Raw genomic sequence first — 20423 nt, 5'->3', positions numbered from 1 at the left:
TCGGTGCTATACCAGTACTCGGTCGGTTCTATACCGTCAATGGTCGGTGCTGTACCACTACTCGGTCGGTGCTGTACCACTACTCGGTCGGTGCTATACCTTTACCGGTCGGTGCTATACCAATCGCTGGAACGGCGGCCCGAGAGGCGCGGAGTGAGTAGTGTTGACAGGCTACCGGTGGCCTCCGGTACCACGAACAACCGCGGTGTATCGCGACGCCAGTCGTGGAACGGTCGGTGCTATACCATGCTTTGCGCTCAGCTCGACCCCGGTTTTGGCGTTGGCTGTGGTTGGTTCCTAGGAAGGCTTGGTGTCTTCTGTAGATGCACTAAATCTCGATCGTCGATCTGCCATATCCAGCCGGTGACCTCGGCGAGATGGCGCAACGCATCTTTCAGATCGGCGCGGAAGTGCTTCAACTGTTTGGTCTCGCTCCCCGCGAGCCGGTGGAGCGTCTCGACCTTGTAGGCGTAGGGTTCGGCGTGGCTGGTGTAGAAGCCATGCAGCCATTGCGCGAGTGGCTGCTTCTTGAGCTGCTTGCGCTGCTCCCAATCGACCCGGCTCCAGCCGTCGGGACCGTAGAGCGCGACGATGGCAGGATTGATCTCGATGCAATACTGCCCGGTCTCGTCATCACGGCCACCGTGCTGGATCATCGGGCCAAAATAGGCGCGTGAGCCGTGCTGGATCTCCACCACCGCCGATGCGAGACGGGCGAGGGCGTTCTTCAGCCACTCGACGTTGCGCCCACCGGTCGCGCGTTGGATGTGCTTGAGGAAGCTGTAGGCGGTGAAGTGAATGCGGCAGCCAACACCATCCTGACGGGCTAGGTGCAGACAGTGCTCCCAGACGTCCAGATCCGCTTGATCGAGTCGCCCACCGGTGTAGCGGATCTCGCAGCCATCAACGCTGGTAATCAGCTCGCGGGTAAGTAACCTGCGCGGACCGCGGCGAACAGCCCCGAACAGGGCCGAGCGCAGCGCCACGTTGGGCACCCCACGTACCGCTTCAGGCCACAACGGCAGCTTGATGACCTTCGCTGAGTGAGGCGGTGCGGGGACTTCCAAGGCGCGTTGTTCTAAACGCTTCCCGAGCCGCTGCAGGGCCGTGACCGCTTGGTTTGACTTTGCATCGCCGTCCTCTGAGGGTAAACCAGGTTCCTTGGGCTCAGACCTTCCCGTTCGATCCTGACTGCAACGTTTGTTTTCCGCCATCCTGATTCTTCCCTCGCTATTCACATCTCCGTGGATGATTGTATGGGATCATAAACCATGCCTGGGACATGACAGTACCGAGGCGCTGGAACCTGACCACGAAGCGTGCTGAATGCTCCCCCCTCCAAAGCCTCTTCTACGGTTTCACGTCCACGCTGCCGCCTGACCAGGGCACCGACGCTGCACCATCCTCCCCCCTCCAAAGCTTCTTCTCTTCCGGATGAGCGAAGCGAATCCATCAGACGCGCGTAGCCGAAGGCTAGCGCTCCTTACAAGCCACCGAGCATCCAGCAGCGATGAGCCAGCAGGCGGAAGTGGGCGCTTGCGCCACAGCCCAACCGTTAAGAGATTGTTAAAAAAAACGTTAAGTCGCGCGCGCGTTACGGTTTCGCGAGCCCCCGCCGTTGCTGGGCTCGAGTGGGTATCGGGTGTCTGATATCACGTCAGATGGGTGTTCGTTATCACGTCAGAGGGTGGCCGTTATCACGCGCCATGGTGTCCGATATCACGTGTGATTTCACAGGTTACAAACAGGTTGCTAACAGGTTACCAGCAGATCGCAGGACTGATCTCATTGACAGCAGAAGTCAGGAGATCGGCCGCCGACCCGGTGGCGACCAAGACGAACCCGATCAGAAGCCCGCTCAGAAGCGGCTGAAGGCGGTTTAGAAGCAGGTTGAGGAGAAAGGGCCTGCTCAGCCTCTGGGCGGCTGAGCGGCCCTTGAGGGACTATTTCCGGGGATGGTCGAGAATGACCGCCGAACCACTTCGACGGGCGGACTGGTTAGTCGATTGTCCAGGTTTTTTTCTGCGGGGATGGTCGAGGATGTCATGCACTTCTTTCAGGGTGCCCTTCGCCTTGCGCGAATAGAAGCGAACCATGTCGCTCTCGGGCTGGTAGACGAGCTTGTAATCGGGCAGCGGGTTTTCCTCCGCTATCGCCTTGATCTTGCGCCTAAATTCCTTCAACGTGCAGGTTGAGCCTGTTTTCGTATGCAGTTTTGTCAGACTGATCTGCCAGCTTGCCTGCTTACCGCAGTGCTTGCGGGCGAGCTCGTACAGGCGCCGTTCGTGGGCCTTGGTCAGCAGGAAATAGGCCTTCGGAAGTGATAGCACCTCGTTGGAGAGGATTGCGTTGTAGAGCCATTCCGAGATCACGACTTCGATCGCGATGGTGCGGTTCTCGTCACCGACCGCGGTCACCATTTCCCAGCGATCGATCAAGCCGAAGCCAGCATGGGTGCGTTTGCCGTTAGTCGTGATGTCCGTCGTGATACGGGTACCACTGAGACGATTCAGCGCAGCCTTGATATTGGCGCAATTGCGCCCGTCGGTGCGACGCATGATGGACTTCAGCAGATCGTTGCCCCGAATCCAGAGCGTGCGCGAGATCGGCTGCCCGCGTTCCTGCGCGGCAATCAGCTGACTGGTGCAGTAGATCAGGATGTCCTTGTCCCAGATTGTGGCGAGACCGTAGCCCCCGGGAACGATCGTGACTGTACGACCGTTATATGTGTATTCCCTAATAGTATGATCTTGATTCTTGGAGAGGGAGAACATCGGGTACTCCATGCTCCCGATGTCGTCTTTTGGTACTGCGTCAAGGTCGTCACAAAAAATGTAGTTGTTGCTTGTCCCCTGATCCAATAACGGCGGCTCAAGCCGCTCGTAAGCATCAAGATCCCCGTTCTTGAATGCCACGACTCTTTCCATCCTGCGCTCCTCAACTTTTCTGGAAAGCTCATTTTTGTTGTCGTTCATGCCGGTTCCCCGAGCAGCAAACGACAGCCCGTTACTTTTTTATTACACAGTAACAGATAGGATGAACACAGAATAAAAAAAGGGTTTTTCAAGCAGGACCGTCGCCGTAAGAACATTGAGCTTGAGAAAGACGCGGCCTGAAGCGGAGATTGGATGGTTTTTGCGTTCAAGATGACAAAATGCCGTTGATCAGAATATCTAAATATAACTAACCTTTTAATTTATTTTGCTCAAGCCTAAAGGCCAGACACCAATGGCGATGCCATCGGCTTCGATATGAGCAAATTAATTCAGCCTCGCGGGTAAATGCCGCTTTTGGTGCATCCCTCACTCTGATGTAACGGGAGCGCACCTTTTGCGGGCGCAGCGAGTGATGCCTATGGCTGAGAGGATGGAATGTAAGTAACCTAGCTTGGCACAAAGTTTCTCATTAAACCAACGCGCTTAGTGTGGTATTTGGCGCGAAGTAATAAGCACTGAATCTTTCAGCGTTGGCTGGAGTCGGCGGTGACCTAGTAAAGATTGGCCGAAGCCAGGGTGGCGGATGACAGCTCGAACCTGATGTGACCGCACCTTATTGGTGCGACCTCATTTGGTGCGACCTGTTTTAATCGGCGATGCCGTTTCGCCGCGAAAAAGAGATCACCTCGGCTCGCCCTTCCTGCATCGGTACACCGGTTTTGAGCTTCGGTGTCGGCAGTAGCTGCACCTGTTCACGGCGGTTGCTAAGCAAGCCTGACGGCAGTCCGGCCAGGGCTTCGATGTCCTTGGGATGCAGGCGTAGCTGTGCCAGCAACTGCTCGACGTTATAGCCACCCTGGGTCAGCAACAAGCGGATGGAGCGCTCCATCAGACGTGGTTGCTCCAATGCCAGGCGCTCGTCCTCGGGTTCAGCGCGCACCCAGCCACGGGCGCTGATGTACTTGAACAGGCGTCCAGCGTGCTCCTCGGTGATCAACTGCAGATCCTTGCAGCGGTAGATCATGGCGCCGATCGAGACGCCCCAGCGCGGCTTGAGCATGCGGAAGGCATCGAGCGAGACCTCGGGCAGCTCGTTGACGAAGCTATCGGCGGGCATGAGAAAGGCACTGGCGAAGCGGTGTGCCTGGTTCTCGAGTTCGCGGAACTCATCGCGTTGCGAGAGGGCGCTTTGATCGACGTGCCGATGCAGTACCAGATGCGCGAGTTCGTGAGCAGCGTCGAAGCGCGCGCGCACCGCCGTGCGCTTGTCCGCCGAGAGCAGCACATAGGGCCGGTCATCGGCCAGCGACCAATGCGAGACGCCATCGATGGACGGTGCCGAGAACGCACAGCGTCCGACGACGATGCCGGCATTTTCCAGGACCAGCAGCAGGTCTTGGATCGGTGCTAAACCGAGCCCCCAATGTTCGCGTACCCGCGCCGCGGCCTCCTCGATATCGCTGTTCTGAAGCTGCTGGAACTCAATTCCTCCTAGATCGGGGACATCGGGTTCGGGCAGATCGACCCACTGTTGCAGATCATGGCTGATGCGCTGCAGCCAACGTAGATGCTGGCTGATGCGTTCCCGCGAGCGCTGTGTCGCGTTGGCCATCGAGCGGAAGAAACGCGGGCGATCGCCGCTATCGAAGGGGGAGTTAAGGAAGTAGTCGCGTGGTACTCGCAGCACACGCGCCAAAGCTTCGAGGGCCTCGGGCTCAGGCGTTTGAAGACCTGACTCCCACTTGGTGACGCTCGGCGCCGAACGCTTCACCGCGGTAGCCAGTGACACGCGCGTCAACCCGCGAGCGATACGCGCCTGCGTGAGTTGGAGTGGCTGAAAGCCGGGTGTGCGACCAGCCATGGTGCCGCGAGCCTCATGTATAGAATTGAAACGAACGCCTTGGGTTACTGCGCTGCCTCATGCCGCAGCGGCTGTGCATCCTGCTTCAGGCGCGGCCGGGCACGATCGAACGGTTGGCCAGCGCGTTCAGTATAGGCGGCATAGAGCTGCTCGAAGGTCTTCAGCAGATGCCACCCCCTGAGATCCCGTGTCGGAATCCCAAAGCCCAGTCGCATGGGCAGTGTCTCATCCTGCCCGGAGCCGCTGCGGGCATAGAGTACGAGCACGATGGCCAGGATACCGCCATCCAGATCACGGTTATCCCAGAGCGCAAGTTGCTCGCCATCGCCGGGATTGTGCCGAGCTAAGGCTTGCTTGTAGTCCTTTTGCTCCAGCGGATCACCCCAGCGGTCGATTTTCGCATGAGTGATCAAGAACCGCCCGCACAACGCGAGCATGAATCGGTGCGTATTGGCTTGCTCGTAGCGAAAGCGCATGCCGACATCCTCGACGCTGAGCCGGAAGGCCTCACCACGCTCATAGTAGCGCGTCGTGCCCAGCCGCATCCGATGTGCGGGAACATCGGGTGGCGTGCGAGCGGCTTGCTCGTGGGCGACCAGTGTACAGGTCTGCATGCGCTCCTCGAGACGGTGGAAGAAATCTTCGGGGATCGCGGCGAGGGCGGATTCGAGTAGATCGGGCATCGGACGGGTACCTCGCTGGAGCCGGCGCGAGTTGAGTTTTCGTATACCCTGAGCATACCCTGAAAAACTTTCGCGTAAAGAATAAACCCAATATTTTCCTAGACTTGTAGCGCTTATCGGTTCAACGATTGGAGGTAAACAGCGATATAGCCGATAGGAATTGATCTAATAAAGAATTAAATATCAATGACTTAAATATTATTTCTCCCATGCTTTATGAAGTCATGGGGCATGCTTTGTTAGAGTGGAGGGTTTTTCCACCAATGACGGCATGCTCATGTCTAAAGCCCCTCTCTTCCGTTCTACCAGCCTAATCGGCTTGATCGTCGTCGCAGTCCTCGGGCTGGCACTCTCTTTCGCGCCACGCTCAATTGTCGATGCCTTCCCACCTGAGCTTCAGCAAGCCGCCGACAGCGCCCGTGAGATCAGGCAACAGCTCGCCGGACTCTTCAGCCAAGACTCAGCGCCCAGTCCAGTCGCATCAGGGCAAACGACACCACTTGGAACATTGCCAGATACGCCGGGTAGCTTCTCGACCGCCAAACGCATCCTTTACGAAGAGATTCACGGTGATCGCCGCGTCACCTTCTACTGCGGCTGCAGCTATGATCGTGATCGCGATATCGACCTGGACAGCTGCGGCCTGGAACAGCACGCCGGCCATACACGCGCCGAGCGTGTCGAGGCCGAGCACATCTTTCCTGCGAGCCAGTTCGGAAATTTCCGCAAGTGCTGGCGACAACCGGAGACCTTTGCCGCATGTCGCCAGTCCGACGGCGATGTGATCTCGGGGCGGAGCTGCTGCGAGCGGGTCGATCCGGTCTTCGAGGCTGCCCACAACGATCTGCACAACCTCGTGCCGGCCAATGGGCTGGTCAACGGTGATCGCTCGAATCACAACTGGGGCATGGTCCCCAGATCGAGCGACGAGCGTTACGGCAATTGTGGCATTCGCATCGACGCCAGTATCCGCCGCGTGCAGCCACCGGATGCGGTACGCGGTGATATCGCCCGGACCATGCTCTACATGGCCGACACCTATGGATTCCGCCTGAGCAACCAGGACCGGCAGCTCTATACCGCCTGGAACAGACAAGATCCACCGGATGACTGGGAGATCGAACGCAACCGACGGATCGAACGGGTGCAAGGCGTTGGTAATCGCTATATCAGCGACTATGCCGCCTTGTCAGGACGAGCAGGGACAGCGATGTGAGTCGGTGATGGATCGACTGACCGCCTGAGTGTTGCAGGCAAAGCTGGCGTTTGTGACAGGATGCACATTGGCCAGCTTCCCCTCTCCCTCCAAAGCCTCTTCTACGGCTGTTGCGTCCACGCTGGGATTTGATCAGGGCACTGGCGTCTGCATCCCCTCCACCTTCCCAAGCCTCTTCTGCAGCTTGGTTTCTAGCGCGGAGTGTTTAGGCGCACTCAAGCGCTTGACACTCAGATGCTCCAGCGACAGCACTTCAGACGGGCACTGGCTTCGGTTTCTGTGCTTCGAGCGATGTTGCGTGCGCCTCTTTGGTTAAAAAAGGATTAGAAGAGGGTTAGGGGATTTTGGGAAATCAAAAAATAATATATATTTCAATATTTTATATTGAAAGCATAACAAGCCGACATCGGTGCTATGCCCCACTCTCATCGGTACTATGCCCCGCTTTGCCCGTCGAACAGCAAGCTAATCCTTTGGTTCCTTGGTCTTGTTCAAATAACGCGCCTGACTCGGGGTCGGAATCTTGTGCACATGCACCAGATCGTTGGCATCGATCTCGTAGGACCAGCCAGTCGCGCCCTGCAGACAAGCCAAGGCATCACGCAACTCAGCCCGAAAGTGATACATCTTCTTGGCTTCGCTCCCAGAGAGACGATGCAGTGTTGCCACCTTCATCGCAAAGGGATTGGCATGGGTGGAATAAAACCCATGTAGCCACTGGGCCAGCGGTTGCCGCTTTAGCTTCTGACGCTGCTCCCAGGCAATTTGCGTCCAATCCTCGTTGGTGAAGAGCAACTGCAGACGTGAATTGAGTACGATGACGTAGCAGCCCGCCTGATCGTTGCGGTAAAACTCATCAACCAGTGAGCCACCGTAGCTGTGAGGGCCTTGCTGGATCTCGACGGTCGTCGCCGACAAACGCGCGGCTACGTTTTTGAGCCACTCGCGACCACTCTTTCCGTAACTGCGCCCTGCTTCCTTGAGCAGTTGTCGTTCGCTGGCTTCGACATGATTGCCAAGTGCCTGGCGACGTGCGAGATGCAACAGCACTTCCCAGATATCAAGATCCGATTGATCCAGTCTGGGGCCGGTGTAACGGATATCGTAGCCGTCGACGCTGGAAACGAGTTCGCGGCTCAGGTAACGCCTCGGCCCCCGTTTGATCGCCCCGAACAATGCCGAACGCAAGGCCACGTTTGGCACACCGCGCGTGCTCTCGGGCCAGATCGGCAGTGGCATCTGCAGGATCTTAGCCGTTTCCTCGGCCTGACGTTTCTCGGTGCGTTCGACGCTTGTGGTCTGAAGACGCTGAAGCGTCGCCAGCATCGATGACGTGTTGTCTTCGCCTAGCTCAGCCTGAGCGTCGGGTGAAGGTTCGTCGTCCTTAGAGGCTGTTTGGAAATTTCTATATCAACGACTTACGAAACATTCGCCGGCTTTCTGGATGCCAAATGCCGCCAAAACGGCGACGTTGGGCTGCTGACGACGACGCAAACAGCCCGGGAGCGGGCGCTTTGAAGAATTTCCAAACAGCTTCTTAGAGGTCGCTGCGGTGTGGTTGGTATCGGGCGGGGATTTCGGCGGTGTGCGGGGTCGGCGAGCCATCCAGTGGGCCTCCAGGTGCCGTGACTTTCGGCTCCGATCTTAACCGATGGCTCGGGATCGGGCGAACCATTAGCCGGCATGGCGGCGGCTTCTTCGCTGTTATCTAAGAGCGGAAGTTCGTCATCGCTTAACGATCAGTTCTCGGCGAGGGCCAGATCGTCCCAATGCTGCTTAACATCGCCATCGGCGCTGAGGATTCTCTTGGGTTCGGAAACTCAAACCCGAAGTGTAGCGAGCGCCTCAGTCAACGGACACGGGCGCAAAAACATTAGAAAATCTGCATATGGCGGCCCGTGACAGCTTCGCTAGTTCTGGGCCTGCTCGGGCTGCTTGCGCGTCTGGCTCAGCGCGTGGTGCTCAGTGGCTAGCTTCTCCTGCGCGCTCTACCAGGACGATGCCAATGGCGATGGCGTGGGATTTCCTCATCTGAAAGCTCCTTCTAATCGTCGAAGCCGAGCGCATCGAGGCTTGCGCGATTGAGCTGACCGGTCGGCTCGATGCCTTCCTGTATCTGGAATTCCTGCATCGCCGAGCGCGAGGCCGGTCCCCAGGCGCCGTCCGGGGTCCCGAGATCGAAGCCTTGCGCTTTGAGAAGGCGCTGCACCGCGCGCGTTTGCTCCTTGGAGAGCTTTACGCTGTTGTCGAAGATGACCTTCGCCGGCTCGAACGAAACCTGGAGCTCATCGATGTCCGTTGTCAGCACTCGCTCCCAATCAGCGTTGGTACCGACGGTGAGCCAGTCGATCACGAGTCCCTCGATGATCTTGCTTTCTCCAGCTCGGATGTTCAACCGCTTCGTTGTCGTAGCGCCGACGATCTTGTCGTCAAACGCATCATGAAACCAAATTGCCCCCTTTATGTCTTTGATCGTGCGCTCACCAAGGGCCTGTGTGCCGACAAAACGCACATCGAATACGACGCCTGGGTTGGGCGTGCGCTGGCCCTCGTCGTAGGCCTCTTTGCGAACCAGGTACAGATCTACCAAGCGCGAATCGTCGGCTGACACTTGCTCTTCGGCTGGCTCTTCCGGCGCGGAATCCGTGCTCGCGTCTTGCCCGACGGCCGACGGCGCGGGTTCCTCCTCCAGTGCTGCGACCCGCTCCTCGAGCGCCTCGATTCGCTCGATGAGCGCCGCATTGGCGTCGCTCGGTGCTGGCTCAGTGTCTGCGAACGCCGTTTGCGTGGCACTGAACGCGATCAGAACAAAAAAGGCTGTTGTCAATCTCACGGAAGATTCTCCTCAGTCCATTCCGGGTAGGAAGGGCCGGTCACGGCGATGTCGCTGGCTGCGTAGGGAAGGTAAGTCCCTACGCAGCATCTAGACAGACCCCTATGGGTGCTTCAGCACCGTTACGAACCCGCGTGTTCGCGTGGGCTCTGCAACCTGCAACACTGAGCAGTTCATGCAGGCTTGCGATCACCCGAAAACAATTCTCAAACGTATAGCCAAAGGACCAATACGGTATCAGCTAGTGCCTTCTGCGGCGGTCTAACTCGTCGTGTAACGCCTTGCTGAAATTAGCGTCTTTGACTGAGAAGCCGTTCTTTTGGCCACCGGCTTCAGGCCTCATGCGCACGCGCCCAACCTGTGCAAAGTCACCATCCGCAACGTGTTGTAGGAAACGGTCTAGATCGGCGAGATGATAGTCTTCCTTTTTTCCGGTAAGTGTAATGTTGAAGCCTTTATTGCTTGACCCTCTTTCCCCTTGCAGGCAAGGGTAGACACGCTCTCCCTTTTTGTTGGTTGCCCACATTTCCATGAATAAGCCGTTCTCGTTCACTGTCAATGTCATCTGATCGATCTCGTTATCTCAGTTGGTTTGCGTTGGTTTGATGGTATGGCCTTGATCAGCCAGTGTTTTCCGCTACGCGTAGCGGTTCGTTTGAAAGCTCTAGCGCCGGTATCGCCGCGAGTCCGCTGCCGACGATCCCCTGTAGCGATCCATACATCCCGGCGGTGCTGGTTAGCACCCGCTGCAACTGTTTTTCGCGCTCGGCCCACTGCTTCTCCATCGCCCGGCGCTCGCGCTGGAGCTGCAGTTGCAGGGCCTCGAACCCCTCGACGATCGCCTCCACCCGCTGGCGGAAGTCGTCGCCGGCCAGATACTCGTAGAGCCGCTCCATTTTCTCATCCTTTCCAGCCAGCGCTGCCTGTGCCCGGCTGACCTGGATGAGCTGATCCCGCAGTGCCATTGCCAATGTCGGCCAGAGCTGCAGGCTGCAGACCCAAACACCGTCGAGGCGCCCAAAACCCTGGATGTCCTTCGGCAGCGCGGCGGAGACGATCACTGCAGACGAGGCACCAATGCTGCGCTGATCCTGTTTGAGCTTGTCCAGCCAGGCGTCTTGCCAGCCTTTGGTGTTCTTGGTCTCCCAGACGATCGTGCCGCAGGCCTGGAGCCGATCGTTGTTGACCCGCTGGACGATGTCCGCCCCGCGCATGCCCTTTGGCACTGGCTCGATCCGGTCCATCGGGAACTGCCGTTCGAGTTCGCCCTGGATGTCAAGCTCGAGTACCTCGCCTTGAAGCTCTTGGGAGCCGAGTTCACTGCGACGCTTGGCATCCTCGAGGGCCTCGCGCAGATCGTTGATCTGTTTTTCCTTCTCCTTGAGCTTCAGCTCATGGGTCTTGGCGAAGTTCTCGCGCAGGCTGGTCTCGAGCCGTTGTTTCTCCTCGTCGAGCTTGCGGGCCACTTCCAGATCGAGCTGCTGGGCACGCTCCTCGAGGCGAGTCTTCTCCTTGCGCAGGGCCAGCTCGGTCGCTTGCGCGGTGCGGACCTTCTCTTGCTCGGCCTTCAGGTCGGACTGCAGCTGCTGCAATTCGAGCGCGCTTTGCTCGCGGACTTTGGCTTCCATAGCAGCCTTGTCTTTGGCGAGCTGCGCCGCCTGCTCCTCGCGCAGGGTCTTCTCCAGCTCGGCACGGATCTGTTGCGCCTGACGCTGGCTCGCCTCTTCGAGCAAGCGTTTCTGACGACGCAGATCCAACTCCCGCGTCTCAGCCTCCTGGGCCTTGCGTGTATTCTCGGCTAGCTGGTTCTTGAGATCATCGAGCTCCAGGGTGAGCGCACTGCGGGTGCGCTCTTCGGTCTGGACGACCGCGCGCTGGAGACGTTGAGCGTACTCACCCTGCAGCCGCTGCTCGAGGTCACTCCGGATCTGGTCCTGCAGCACCTCCGAGATCGGAAATTCATGTTGGCAGTGCGGGCAATGGATCGTGGTTCCATTCATGGCTTGGCGTGTCTCCTCGGTCATTCAGCGTTCAAATACACGACTTGGTCGTCATCGACGGCCCGTTCCCAGCGGGGATGCGCGACAACCGTCAAGGTGTCCCGATACTCGTTCATCTGGGTGGCACGACAGGTATCGGTGTCGGGCTCGTCGCTCGGCGCTGAGAACAACTGGACGTCCTCCGCCTCAAGGATCGCGAGCACGTTCACGAACCGGTAGGCAGCCGCCCAGTGCTGCGGCTTCTGCTGGTGTCTTTGCAGATCCTCGAGCGTGCAGGACTCGCTAACGGCCTCCCGTTGCAAGCTCGGGATCGCCTCTGGCCCACCGGGCAGTTCCGGGGTCAGCCACTGATACAGGTAGGCTTTGGCGTAAGGCTGCATGGTGCCTGCGGCGGTGAAGAACGACCGCGAGGGGTGCTCGCGACGCCGTCGCAGCAGCTCAGTGATGTGTCGCTCGAAACCGCGGCGCTTGAGGCTTTGCAGGGCTTGGCTAGTTTTCAATGGCGCAAGGAACTCCTCCCCGGCCGCCTTGGCCGGGGTACGTGAAAGGGGTTAGCGGTCAGAAGCGCCGGGCGCGATTAGCCGAAGAGCTCGGCGACGAAACCCTTGAGGCTAGCGGTCGAGTCGAAGCCGAACGGCACACCGTAAGGGCTCGGTTTTGCCCCGCGATTCACGGCCTCGGGGAACTTGCGCAGGTTCGAGCCGAAGCGCGTTTCGCTGCTGCTCCCAACGCCGCAGCCGGCGCTGATCAGCTGGGCGCGCTTATCGAGATGCCGTGGATGCACGATCAGCTGCGAGTAGGTCTTCGGATTGAAATTGTTCAAATAAACGCTCTCACCGCTGGCGGTGTGGATGAGCTCCTTGTGCTTCTTGGTCTCGTGCGCGACCGCAAAGCCGTTGTCGAGTAGGATGGTTTCGATGGTGTCGATGTTGATCGCCACGGTGGTGGTTACCTCCTCGATTGCAGTGAATGGGACCGATGCGAGCGGCGGCGCGCCTGACGCCGGCCCGGCTGATAGTCCCGTTTGATGCGGCGGTAGCGATGCCCCGCCGTCACGATGACTCCCGTTTCTGTTTCGATGGCATACAAGCCCGACAGGCGCTCGGGCTCCTTGAGACTCGTACCGACCGCTTGCATCAGCTGCCGCCAGCTGCGCCGGTCGAAGTAGCGGATACGGCTGCCATTGGAATACTGGATGCACGCATAGCGGCGCAGAAGCTCCAGTGCTGCCGTTGGAATCGCCCGTTGTTGCAGGCGTTGGCTGGCATGTTCAGTGAGCCACATCGTGGGTATCCTCCGTCGTGTTGTGGGGCAGAAAGCGCCCAAAGGCGCAGCATCTCGCTTTTATCCGGCACAAAAAAACGGACACGAAGTCCGTCACAAACAAGCAACATGGATCAGTCAAGGGTCTACGCTGTCATATAGGGTTCTCCTTAAGAACTCGTTGAACAACGCCATAACTCAGCTTCATATCATGGGCAATCTGGCGAATTGTTCTTCCGTTGCGTTTCAGCATGATGATGTCGCCTTCAGCTTGACGGGTTATCTTGGTTTTCCCTGGATTTGTGCCGCGCAGTTTCATATCTGCAGAACGCTCTCTCAGGTTAAGCTGAGTGATTTCGGTATCAATGCCTCTAATATCTGCGCTAAGTGAGAGAAGCTGTTTTCCAGTATCGCTTTGAGAGCTGATTCGAGGGTTCTCGATATACCACTCCAGCTTACAGGCATCAATTACTTGCAATGCCTTGATAAATCCCGAAAGGCTTCCAGCAATATGGCCAGCATGCCAAAACATGACACCCTTAACTCTAACTGGTGCGCGATAGCACACCCATGTCAGGAAGTCCTGCAAGCCACGATCGCGCGTAATTCCGTTCTCACAATCGGCACCGTTCTCGAACCCGTAAAAAATAAGATTCCAATCGAACTCTTCTCCACGCGCATGGAGACGTTCTCGTTGTGCGGACACAGATAACCCTGTCAGCGTTTTGCGTAGATACGCAGCAACATTCACAGCAACAAACTCGGATAATGTGGTTCGAACTTGGCCAGCAGTGGCCCGTGCGGAGATCAGAAATTTCCTGATCTGTCAAGCATTATACACAGAAAATGATCAGTTTATGCATGTCAATCTTAACTGAAACTAGATATATCTATATCTTACAGGGTCTTAAAAATTTTTCTCCCGATTTTATGGCGAACAGAACGGTTTATACATAAAACGATCACCCCAAGATGCGTGCTCTGACGAAGCGGTTTTTGCGATCGACTCGCTGAAACGCCACGTCGAACGACCAACGTCACAGATGTCCGTTCACCGGATGGATCACCGCAGGCAGTTCGTCATCGTCCTCAAGGTTGACCGCGATCGGCGCCAGCCATTTGACCAGCGCAGTGCGCTCGCCCTCGCGCGGACCCTTCCAGTAGGTATGCCAGTGGGCACGTCGGATATGGGGCCGCGGTCGGGTACCGGTCCTGGTCTCCTCGGAGCTGGCATCGCGTCCGGCGCGACCTTTGCGCAGCGCAGCACCAATGCGTACACCGACGTCCCAGGTCGAGGGCCGATCGGGCGGGAACAGCCGGGTGCCCCGTTTGGTGCGCTTGGGTTTCGGCGCGGGTGGCCGCTGGTAGTCGGCCTCCTCGCTGCAGAGGTAGAGCAGCAGGGAGATCAGCGGCGTGATCCTGGGCGCGAGCGCTGGCGTGATTTCCGGTACCGGAAACCCGAGCCCAGCGATGTGCTTGAGCGCTTCGTCTGCCATTCTCTCGAGCGCGGTCTTCAAATCCCATGCCCCGAGATGCAACGGCACGGGTGTCAGTGCTTCCTTTGTATCCAGTAAAAACCGCAGTTCCTCGCGCGCGTTGTTGGGATCGTACTCGAGATGAGCAAAGAAGCCGTAGAAGCCCTCACTGCAACGCTGTTCGTCGAGCTCGATGTAGACACACCAAGCCGGCATGCGACGCAGCAGCTCGCACGGCAGTTCATCGCTGATCGGGCTATCCCAAAGCGCAGTGAAGAGATCCGGATCGAAGCGGTAGATCCCCTGCGTCGGACGCCAGGCGGCCAAGGCGCCGAGACGCGCAACGTCGCCGATCAGCTGCGGTGGAACACGGTTCGATCCGCCACCGGAGACGACCGAATAGGCACCGGCCAGTGGGCAAAAGACGGTCTCAGGCCAGCCACCAAGCGCCTGTCGATCTTCGCGAAATTGATCAAACCATTTCCAGGCATCAGGGTAGTGGTGCCCTGCTGCCTCGAGATGAAGGCGGGCGCGGTGGGTTTCGGTCATGCCTCGTCGTCCCTGAAGGTCTCGGCCCAATCATCGGCGGCCCAGTCGGCGGCTTCCTGCGCGGTCTGGAACGGGCCTTCGAGGGCAAGGTCAGGCGTATGCACGAGCCAGACATGGGTGACGTCGTTCTGCTCAAGGCGGTAGGAGCCCTCGGGCGTCTCGTAGACGTAGCGGGCGCCGGTTTCCTCGGGGTCGCTCCAGTTGTCGAGCAGGCGCATACGGGAGACCAGATCACCTGGCTCGGCCTTGGCGGCGGTGAGCTCGCGGCGCAGACGGTCGATCTGTCGTAGATACTCGGCGTTCTCGGCGAGGCGGTACGGGTCGGTTTCGCTGCGTCGCCAGCGGCAGTAGTTCTCCATCGCGCGGTCGTAGCGGGCTTGGAGGTCGGTTATCCATGGCCTGTGTTGAACGCCAGTATCAACCATCAGTGTGACTCCCAGGGCTTGAGGCAAGGGATCTCGTCGACGACGCGATAGCGCCCTGGCCAGCGTCCTTTGACACCACCTCGGGTCCAAACGGTCACCACGAAACCACCTCCTTGCTGATGTTCAGGGATCAAGCGGTCGGTCTGTTCGGTCACCAGATGGATGCAGAAAGGTGAATCGCTACCATCCTCCCACAGTAGTTCAAGGGCTTCGCGTCCGCCCTGATCGGGCCAAGGTCCACGCGAAACAATCACCTCCTGAGAGCCTTTGAGCTCACGCAGCATCGCCTTCTGGTTGTCAGGGACCAGCAAGCGCCCGGCACCGGCATTCCAGGTCAGATACAGAATTCCCCGCGTCGCCTGTTCGCTGTCCCAAAAGTTTGTTTTCGTAATTGCCTGACCACGATTTTCGATTAAAAACATGCTCTTCCAATGCCTGTGATTGCATGAACTTGCAGGCTGAAACAGCGGCAACCACTCATGCGGTGGCTGCCATGTTGAACGCTAGCCGAGGACGTTGGCGAGCCTTCGTAGCTCATCGATGAGCCCGGCATCAGCCGGAAGAGACCAGCCGATGGCTCCTGCTCCGCCCGTGCGGATGTTGTTACGGCTCCAGTCATCACCGTCGGCGCCATTGTTGCGCACATACCAGATATGATCATCCTCGATCACCCACCAATCTCCGCCACCGTAGATGTTCTGGGTGTCCAGCAGGCGTACGCCCTCGAGCACATGCGATCCCTCGGGACGCTGACCCTCGGATGTGAAGCGCTCGATCAAAGCGCGTAAATCGCGTTGCGCCGCGGCCTTGCTTTCCCGATCCTGCTGCAGAGACTGCGCCTGTTCGCGATATGCGGCGATCTCGGCATCGGTAGCCGGGCGATAGTAGCCATAGCAGCCGCGCTCGCCCTCATGACCGAGCAGTTGATGGCCGTGCAGACTGGCGGCATCATCCGAGATCCGAAACACTTTGCCAGTGCTCTCGAACACAACGATGCTAGAACCGAGCTCGACCGGCACATTGAGCGGCGGTAATGCCGAGACCGGGTAAAGACGGCGTAGCTTCGATGCCCCGCTGCCCTTTGCACGGCTTTGCTCGGCAAAGTTGGATTCAAATGCTCGTTGACGTGCGGATTCCTTCCGTCTTGCCTGCTCCGATTGGCAGGCGGCGATGGCCGCTTCGAGCCGCTCCTTCAGCTCGGGCCATCGGCTAATGCGCAGGTCACGCAGCTTGTCGACTCCCTTCTGGTACAGATAATCAGGGGCTTTGTCCTCGACATAGCCCAGCCAACGCTCGGCCTCGGCGCGCACCTGTACAAGGGCTGTCTCCGCATGAGACTTGGACCAGTTCTCCAGGATACGCTTCAGACTCTTGCCCTTAGCAGGCGGCAGCACCCAACATTTGCGGTTGGTCTGAGTGATACCATCCCAGTAGCCGCCAGCGCGTTTGAGGCGCTGATGCAGATCCTCATCAAACGGCCCCATGATCAGGATCTCGGTGGGGTTAACCTCAATCCGATAGCCGTTTGGTGCTGTGAGCGCATTTGCGGCTTTGGCTCTCGCATTGGCCTTAGCGGCATCCTGATCGGCTTTAGTGGCAATCTCATCGACCGCGGCTGCCACGCGTCCGGCATGCTGACCAGCTAAAAACTCCCGCTTGAGATCTCCCATGCCAACCCGATCACGGCCTAGCTCCTCGTAATGCTGAGTGGCGAGCCGCCGGGCCAGGGTTGCCAGTTCCTGGTCCTGCTCGTAGGTTTCAGGCAACTGCAGCTTTTCAATCGTATAGCGTTGCATATTTAGAACCTCATCATGGGCTTCCCTGCCCTCAGTGAATAGCTAACGGATAACAAGCCTTGTGCTCTGGCTGATTGCAGCGCCAGGGATGATCTGACCGACCTTCAACGCTTCCAAAATCTCCTTCTTGCGGGCGCGAGTAGTAGTGACCGTCTCCAGATAGTCGGCGGGTAGCCGGGCCTCATCATCAATCCGCACACTCGGCGGATTCCGCTGCACTGAGAGGGCCAGATCTGCGGCCTTTGGCTTGATACCGGTGCGCTCGAGCTCGAGGCGAAGATAGTCTTTGAGCCGCTTAGCCTGATTGGCGGTGGACTTGGCGCGGGCCTCCATGCGTTTGCGGGCATCATCAATAGCGACAACTTCGGCTTCCAGGTTGCGGATGTAGCGGGCCACGTTCAGCGCCTTGTCTTCAAAAGCGCCTTGGAGACCTTCCAGGGTATCTGCGATGGCCTCCTCGGGCAGATCCTCGATAGCGGTCAACTCATCAAGTGCACGGCGGTAATCAGCGGAGAGTTCGTAGAGGGTGAAAGATGCGGGCATGGTCTGCTCCTGATGTTCGTCACAAGCGCGACCCCGGACTAGCAGGGCCGCTTGGCTGGATTAGTGCTGGGTCTGCGCCTCGGCTGGCTGAGTCTCGACGGCTGGCGGCTTGCGACCATTGCCCTTGCTGCGAGCTGGCTTGCCCTTCTCCGCTTCGAGCGTGCGCTTGCGGATGGCGCAATGTTGAGTCAGGGCGGCGCGATCCGGATCACTGAGCGTGGCAATGGACCTTGCTTCACCCCTCCACCAAGTGGTTAGCGCAGGCACAGCATCCACAGAATTGACATCCGCAACCAAGCGCTTGAGCGTCTCCCGGCTAGCGGCGGCGGCTTCGGCATCACCGGCTAGCCACTGGGACAGACTCTCGCCAGTCTCTGGCGTGGGAATGAAGTGCAGCCCGTCAAAAAGGCGGGTGCGGTCCTTGGTGGCAGTGGCGACATGGCCCTCAACCGACAGATCCATGACCAGGGTGAACTCGTACTCGAGCCCGTCGCGCTGCACCGGCGCCAGGCCGATTTTGATCGGCTCCTTCTTGCCTTTGCCGTTGTCAACGATGTCGTAAGCGGTCTTGGTGCGCAGGGTGGCGATGATGTGCAGCTCCGCGCCAAGGATGGCATCGACCAACGCGTTATGGTGCGGTGTCACTTCGCGCCAGGCCATGAAGCTGTTACCGCTTCGGCTGGCGGCGGCGGCCCTGTCGACCAACTCGAGCACGCCACCTTCGCCGCACCAGGCGTGGCTCAGGCTATCGATGATCAACACCTTGTAGCCAGCCGCTGCCGCTCCCTGGATCAGCTCGATGTAGCGCTTCGGGGTGAACGGCGGGCTGATCGGGGCGATGTCATACTCGGTCAGATCCGCGTACAGCGAACCCGAACCGCGCTCGGTGTCGATCATCGCGATCTGACCTTCCGGCGCGAGGCCGCGGGCGATCTGCAGGGCACTGTAGGTCTTGCCAGAACCGGACGGACCGCAGATGGCGAGACGGAGCTTGGCTTGCTGACGTTGGGCTTTGACGAACATAATCAGAAACTCCTGATTGCTATGACAGTGGCACTTTGGGAACCGGACGCTGGGAGGGGGCAACCTCCCAAGCGTCCACTCATCAAAACGGCTCGGACTCCACGGGCCTCAACTGCACGAGCCTTTCCTTTAGATTGGCGATCTCGCCGAGCAGGTGCTTTACATGCTGCGGGTCCAGCTGCGACCAGGCGGCCGAGCGGGCGATACGGGCGGCATCTTCCAGCCACCATTCGTGGTCAAACTCAATGCCGGCGAAGTTGGCGGCATCGGGATTGATGACCTGTGCCCGTCGCAAAGGTTGGGCGGCACTCATGCCCAGCGACCTTTTCCAAGATGGGATTGCACATCCCATAAGCTGCGTGTGTCTTCAAGCGTATCGCGCAATTTATCAGCGGCTATGACGCTACTGCGCAGATCCTCATCCACAACTGAGCGATGGATCAGATCCGGGCGTTCTATTTGATCAACGAGTTCATCGATCAGTGCGATGACAGCGCAGATATAAGCGGTTGAATTAACCGGATGCTCGATAAAAGCAAGCACTTGATCAACTACACGTTCGGGTATTGGTTGGCTCGAGGGAAGACCGAAGCGCTCGCGACGGGCGCGCTCGAGTGAAGCTTCAAACTGCAGATCCAACAGCATATTTAATAGCCCCATTGCGGGATCGGACATGGCTTTAGCCTCCAGGGCTGGGGGGGTCGACCGGATGCCGACCCTTAGCTATAATTATATTTCATTTAGGAGTATTTGCAAGTGAGAAGTGAGAAAAATCATTTGTTTAAGACCCGCTGCGCCAGAAAGATAGCGCGCTTGGACCCTGCTACCGTTGTAAAGCAAAGCCACCAAGCTGACCCAGACCACCCGAGGCCGGCGCCCAGCTGCACCCAGCCAGAACCGGCATTTTGGCGCCTGCGACTGGGAGCAAGACAACGGACAGACCGCGACGCGCGACAGCTCGGACCAAGACCATCGAACCGCGCGAGCCTGGGGCAAGCACGACAACGGCACCCGCGCTTGCGGCGGCAGCAACGGCGCGTGTACGAGCCGCAAGCCGCGAGTTGAGCGGCAGCGAAGCCGGGCCGCCGGACCAAGGATGAAAAGTAGCGCCCGCATAATGAGCGGCGCGCACGCCATCAACAGCAGAAGAGGGACAGGCGCCGGCGGGCCAGTGCCCAGCAGGCCCAAGCGGGCCGAATGCACCTAACACCGATACTCTTGAAGCCAGGCCAGTACCAACAGCGGCAGCCAGAGCGCACGCATCCGCACCTTTGCAGCAGCCAACGACCAATTCAGCACCACCCTGGAGCAACAAAGCGGCCGCCTTTGAAGCCAAAACGGAATCTTTCGGATTGAGCGAGCGCGAGCCGCCAAAGGCCCAAATAGGCGGTGCGATGGAGAACAAGGCGATCTGTGCCATTAGCCGTTACCCACCAAAGAGAGGAGCCAAAGAGCGCTTAAAGAGGCGGCACTGGCGAGCAGGTAGCCTCCGATACGCGAGACCGAGCGGACCAACCAGCGAGGCCAGGGCCGAGAAGAGGCTGAGCGGCAAGCCCAGGATACCCGCAGCACTACTCTACGCACTGGCAGCGGCAGCAGGGCCACTACCAGCGCGTAGAGACCGCGCGCCGATGGCGCAGCACGGAAGCCGCGCCACAGGGCCAGGAAACGAGCTCTACCCTTGAGCATGAGAACCGACCCAAGCCGCGCGCAGTTGAGCCCGAGCCATAGCCGCAGAGACACCGGGGGGCAGGCGGACCTTGACGGCCAGCGGAGGGACGGCTGAGGCCAGGGGGCCGCTTTGCCAAATGGCGCAGCTG

General features: G+C 58.7%; 21 protein-coding genes. 1 reads left to right on the top strand and 20 read right to left on the bottom strand.

Annotated features, from left to right (window positions below; genetic code table 11):
• Positions 1–257: 257 nt before the first annotated feature.
• The 4 genes from trfA (VBE63_RS17780) to VBE63_RS17765 all read right to left on the bottom strand — a co-directional run bounded on the left by trfA (VBE63_RS17780) (position 258) and on the right by VBE63_RS17765 (position 5480).
• On the bottom strand, positions 258–1214 hold the full coding sequence (gene trfA / locus VBE63_RS17780; RefSeq protein WP_323684356.1) for a plasmid replication initiator TrfA: 957 nt from the start codon (positions 1212–1214) through the stop codon (positions 258–260).
• 729 nt (positions 1215–1943) lie between these two features.
• Complete coding sequence (locus VBE63_RS17775; protein WP_323684355.1) at positions 1944–2975, bottom strand: replication initiator protein A; 1032 nt, start codon at positions 2973–2975, stop codon at positions 1944–1946.
• Positions 2976–3582: 607 nt separating this feature from the next.
• Entirely contained in the window at positions 3583–4797 is a 1215-nt protein-coding gene (locus VBE63_RS17770; RefSeq protein WP_323684354.1) for an XRE family transcriptional regulator, read from the bottom strand.
• Between the two features lie 44 nt (positions 4798–4841).
• A complete protein-coding gene (locus VBE63_RS17765) occupies positions 4842–5480 on the bottom strand; it encodes a hypothetical protein (RefSeq protein ID WP_323684353.1) in 639 nt (212 codons plus the stop codon).
• Positions 5481–5757: 277 nt separating this feature from the next.
• Here VBE63_RS17765 and VBE63_RS17760 point away from each other — a divergent pair, with 277 nt between their 5' ends.
• Complete coding sequence (locus VBE63_RS17760) at positions 5758–6696, top strand: endonuclease (RefSeq protein WP_323684352.1); 939 nt, start codon at positions 5758–5760, stop codon at positions 6694–6696.
• A gap of 465 nt (positions 6697–7161) precedes the next feature.
• On the opposite strand, the gene trfA (VBE63_RS17755) is transcribed toward VBE63_RS17760, so the two are convergent.
• The 16 genes from trfA (VBE63_RS17755) to VBE63_RS17680 all read right to left on the bottom strand — a co-directional run bounded on the left by trfA (VBE63_RS17755) (position 7162) and on the right by VBE63_RS17680 (position 19278).
• A complete protein-coding gene (gene trfA, locus VBE63_RS17755) occupies positions 7162–8022 on the bottom strand; it encodes a plasmid replication initiator TrfA (RefSeq protein ID WP_323684351.1) in 861 nt (286 codons plus the stop codon).
• A gap of 718 nt (positions 8023–8740) precedes the next feature.
• A complete protein-coding gene (locus tag VBE63_RS17750) occupies positions 8741–9529 on the bottom strand; it encodes a peptidoglycan-binding domain-containing protein (RefSeq protein ID WP_323684350.1) in 789 nt (262 codons plus the stop codon).
• A gap of 241 nt (positions 9530–9770) precedes the next feature.
• Positions 9771–10094 (bottom strand): hypothetical protein, encoded by a 324-nt coding sequence (locus VBE63_RS17745; RefSeq protein WP_323684349.1) that lies wholly within the window; start codon positions 10092–10094, stop codon positions 9771–9773.
• Positions 10095–10149: 55 nt separating this feature from the next.
• On the bottom strand, positions 10150–11529 hold the full coding sequence (locus VBE63_RS17740) for a DUF2130 domain-containing protein (RefSeq protein ID WP_323684348.1): 1380 nt from the start codon (positions 11527–11529) through the stop codon (positions 10150–10152).
• Positions 11530–11549: 20 nt separating this feature from the next.
• Positions 11550–12029, bottom strand: coding sequence for a hypothetical protein (locus tag VBE63_RS17735; RefSeq protein WP_323684347.1), 480 nt, complete (start codon positions 12027–12029; stop codon positions 11550–11552).
• Between the two features lie 77 nt (positions 12030–12106).
• Positions 12107–12469: a DUF2002 family protein gene (locus tag VBE63_RS17730; RefSeq protein ID WP_323684346.1), complete on the bottom strand. Its 363-nt coding sequence runs from the start codon at positions 12467–12469 to the stop codon at positions 12107–12109.
• Positions 12470–12477: 8 nt separating this feature from the next.
• Positions 12478–12813 (bottom strand): hypothetical protein, encoded by a 336-nt coding sequence (locus VBE63_RS17725; protein ID WP_323684345.1) that lies wholly within the window; start codon positions 12811–12813, stop codon positions 12478–12480.
• Positions 12814–12946: 133 nt separating this feature from the next.
• Positions 12947–13543: a hypothetical protein gene (locus VBE63_RS17720; protein ID WP_323684344.1), complete on the bottom strand. Its 597-nt coding sequence runs from the start codon at positions 13541–13543 to the stop codon at positions 12947–12949.
• Positions 13544–13829: 286 nt separating this feature from the next.
• Positions 13830–14816 (bottom strand): hypothetical protein, encoded by a 987-nt coding sequence (locus tag VBE63_RS17715; protein WP_323684343.1) that lies wholly within the window; start codon positions 14814–14816, stop codon positions 13830–13832.
• Positions 14813–15241, bottom strand: coding sequence for a hypothetical protein (locus VBE63_RS17710; RefSeq protein WP_323684342.1), 429 nt, complete (start codon positions 15239–15241; stop codon positions 14813–14815). The genes VBE63_RS17715 and VBE63_RS17710 overlap by 4 nt, the downstream gene beginning before the upstream one ends.
• Positions 15241–15714, bottom strand: coding sequence for a hypothetical protein (locus tag VBE63_RS17705; protein ID WP_323684341.1), 474 nt, complete (start codon positions 15712–15714; stop codon positions 15241–15243). Before VBE63_RS17705 ends, VBE63_RS17710 begins: the two co-directional genes overlap by 1 nt.
• Positions 15715–15744: 30 nt before the next feature.
• The gene (locus tag VBE63_RS17700) at positions 15745–17037 is read right to left on the bottom strand and encodes a hypothetical protein (RefSeq protein WP_323684340.1); all 1293 of its coding nucleotides are present in this window, start codon (positions 17035–17037) and stop codon (positions 15745–15747) included.
• 42 nt (positions 17038–17079) lie between these two features.
• Positions 17080–17580 carry a siphovirus Gp157 family protein gene (locus tag VBE63_RS17695; RefSeq protein ID WP_323684339.1) on the bottom strand — a complete coding sequence of 167 codons (501 nt, stop codon included), beginning with the start codon at positions 17578–17580 and terminating at the stop codon, positions 17080–17082.
• Between the two features lie 60 nt (positions 17581–17640).
• Positions 17641–18603, bottom strand: coding sequence for an ATP-binding protein (locus VBE63_RS17690; protein ID WP_323684338.1), 963 nt, complete (start codon positions 18601–18603; stop codon positions 17641–17643).
• 82 nt (positions 18604–18685) lie between these two features.
• Positions 18686–18916, bottom strand: a complete 231-nt coding sequence (locus tag VBE63_RS17685) for a hypothetical protein (protein ID WP_323684337.1) — start codon at positions 18914–18916, stop codon at positions 18686–18688.
• Entirely contained in the window at positions 18913–19278 is a 366-nt protein-coding gene (locus VBE63_RS17680; protein ID WP_323684336.1) for a hypothetical protein, read from the bottom strand. Before VBE63_RS17680 ends, VBE63_RS17685 begins: the two co-directional genes overlap by 4 nt.
• Positions 19279–20423 lie beyond the last annotated feature (1145 nt).

Origin of the sequence: Lamprobacter sp., assembly GCF_034860625.1 — a bacterium.
GTDB lineage: Bacteria > Pseudomonadota > Gammaproteobacteria > Chromatiales > Chromatiaceae > Lamprobacter.
The sequence above is the reverse complement of the archived record's forward strand: the minus strand, read 5'-3'. Positions and strand labels throughout refer to the sequence as shown.

Coding starts and splice junctions, on each gene's coding strand:
- VBE63_RS17725 (WP_323684345.1), bottom strand. CDS start 12,813: ATGTGGCTCACTGAACATGCCAGCCAACGCCTGCAACAACGGGCGATT.
- VBE63_RS17740 (WP_323684348.1), bottom strand. CDS start 11,529: ATGAATGGAACCACGATCCATTGCCCGCACTGCCAACATGAATTTCCG.
- VBE63_RS17695 (WP_323684339.1), bottom strand. CDS start 17,580: ATGCCCGCATCTTTCACCCTCTACGAACTCTCCGCTGATTACCGCCGT.
- VBE63_RS17700 (WP_323684340.1), bottom strand. CDS start 17,037: ATGCAACGCTATACGATTGAAAAGCTGCAGTTGCCTGAAACCTACGAG.
- VBE63_RS17770 (WP_323684354.1), bottom strand. CDS start 4,797: ATGGCTGGTCGCACACCCGGCTTTCAGCCACTCCAACTCACGCAGGCG.
- trfA (WP_323684356.1), bottom strand. CDS start 1,214: ATGGCGGAAAACAAACGTTGCAGTCAGGATCGAACGGGAAGGTCTGAG.
- trfA (WP_323684351.1), bottom strand. CDS start 8,022: ATGCTGGCGACGCTTCAGCGTCTTCAGACCACAAGCGTCGAACGCACC.
- VBE63_RS17765 (WP_323684353.1), bottom strand. CDS start 5,480: ATGCCCGATCTACTCGAATCCGCCCTCGCCGCGATCCCCGAAGATTTC.
- VBE63_RS17775 (WP_323684355.1), bottom strand. CDS start 2,975: ATGAACGACAACAAAAATGAGCTTTCCAGAAAAGTTGAGGAGCGCAGG.
- VBE63_RS17710 (WP_323684342.1), bottom strand. CDS start 15,241: ATGGTTGATACTGGCGTTCAACACAGGCCATGGATAACCGACCTCCAA.
- VBE63_RS17690 (WP_323684338.1), bottom strand. CDS start 18,603: ATGTTCGTCAAAGCCCAACGTCAGCAAGCCAAGCTCCGTCTCGCCATC.
- VBE63_RS17680 (WP_323684336.1), bottom strand. CDS start 19,278: ATGTCCGATCCCGCAATGGGGCTATTAAATATGCTGTTGGATCTGCAG.
- VBE63_RS17745 (WP_323684349.1), bottom strand. CDS start 10,094: ATGACATTGACAGTGAACGAGAACGGCTTATTCATGGAAATGTGGGCA.
- VBE63_RS17715 (WP_323684343.1), bottom strand. CDS start 14,816: ATGACCGAAACCCACCGCGCCCGCCTTCATCTCGAGGCAGCAGGGCAC.
- VBE63_RS17685 (WP_323684337.1), bottom strand. CDS start 18,916: ATGAGTGCCGCCCAACCTTTGCGACGGGCACAGGTCATCAATCCCGAT.
- VBE63_RS17760 (WP_323684352.1), top strand. CDS start 5,758: ATGTCTAAAGCCCCTCTCTTCCGTTCTACCAGCCTAATCGGCTTGATC.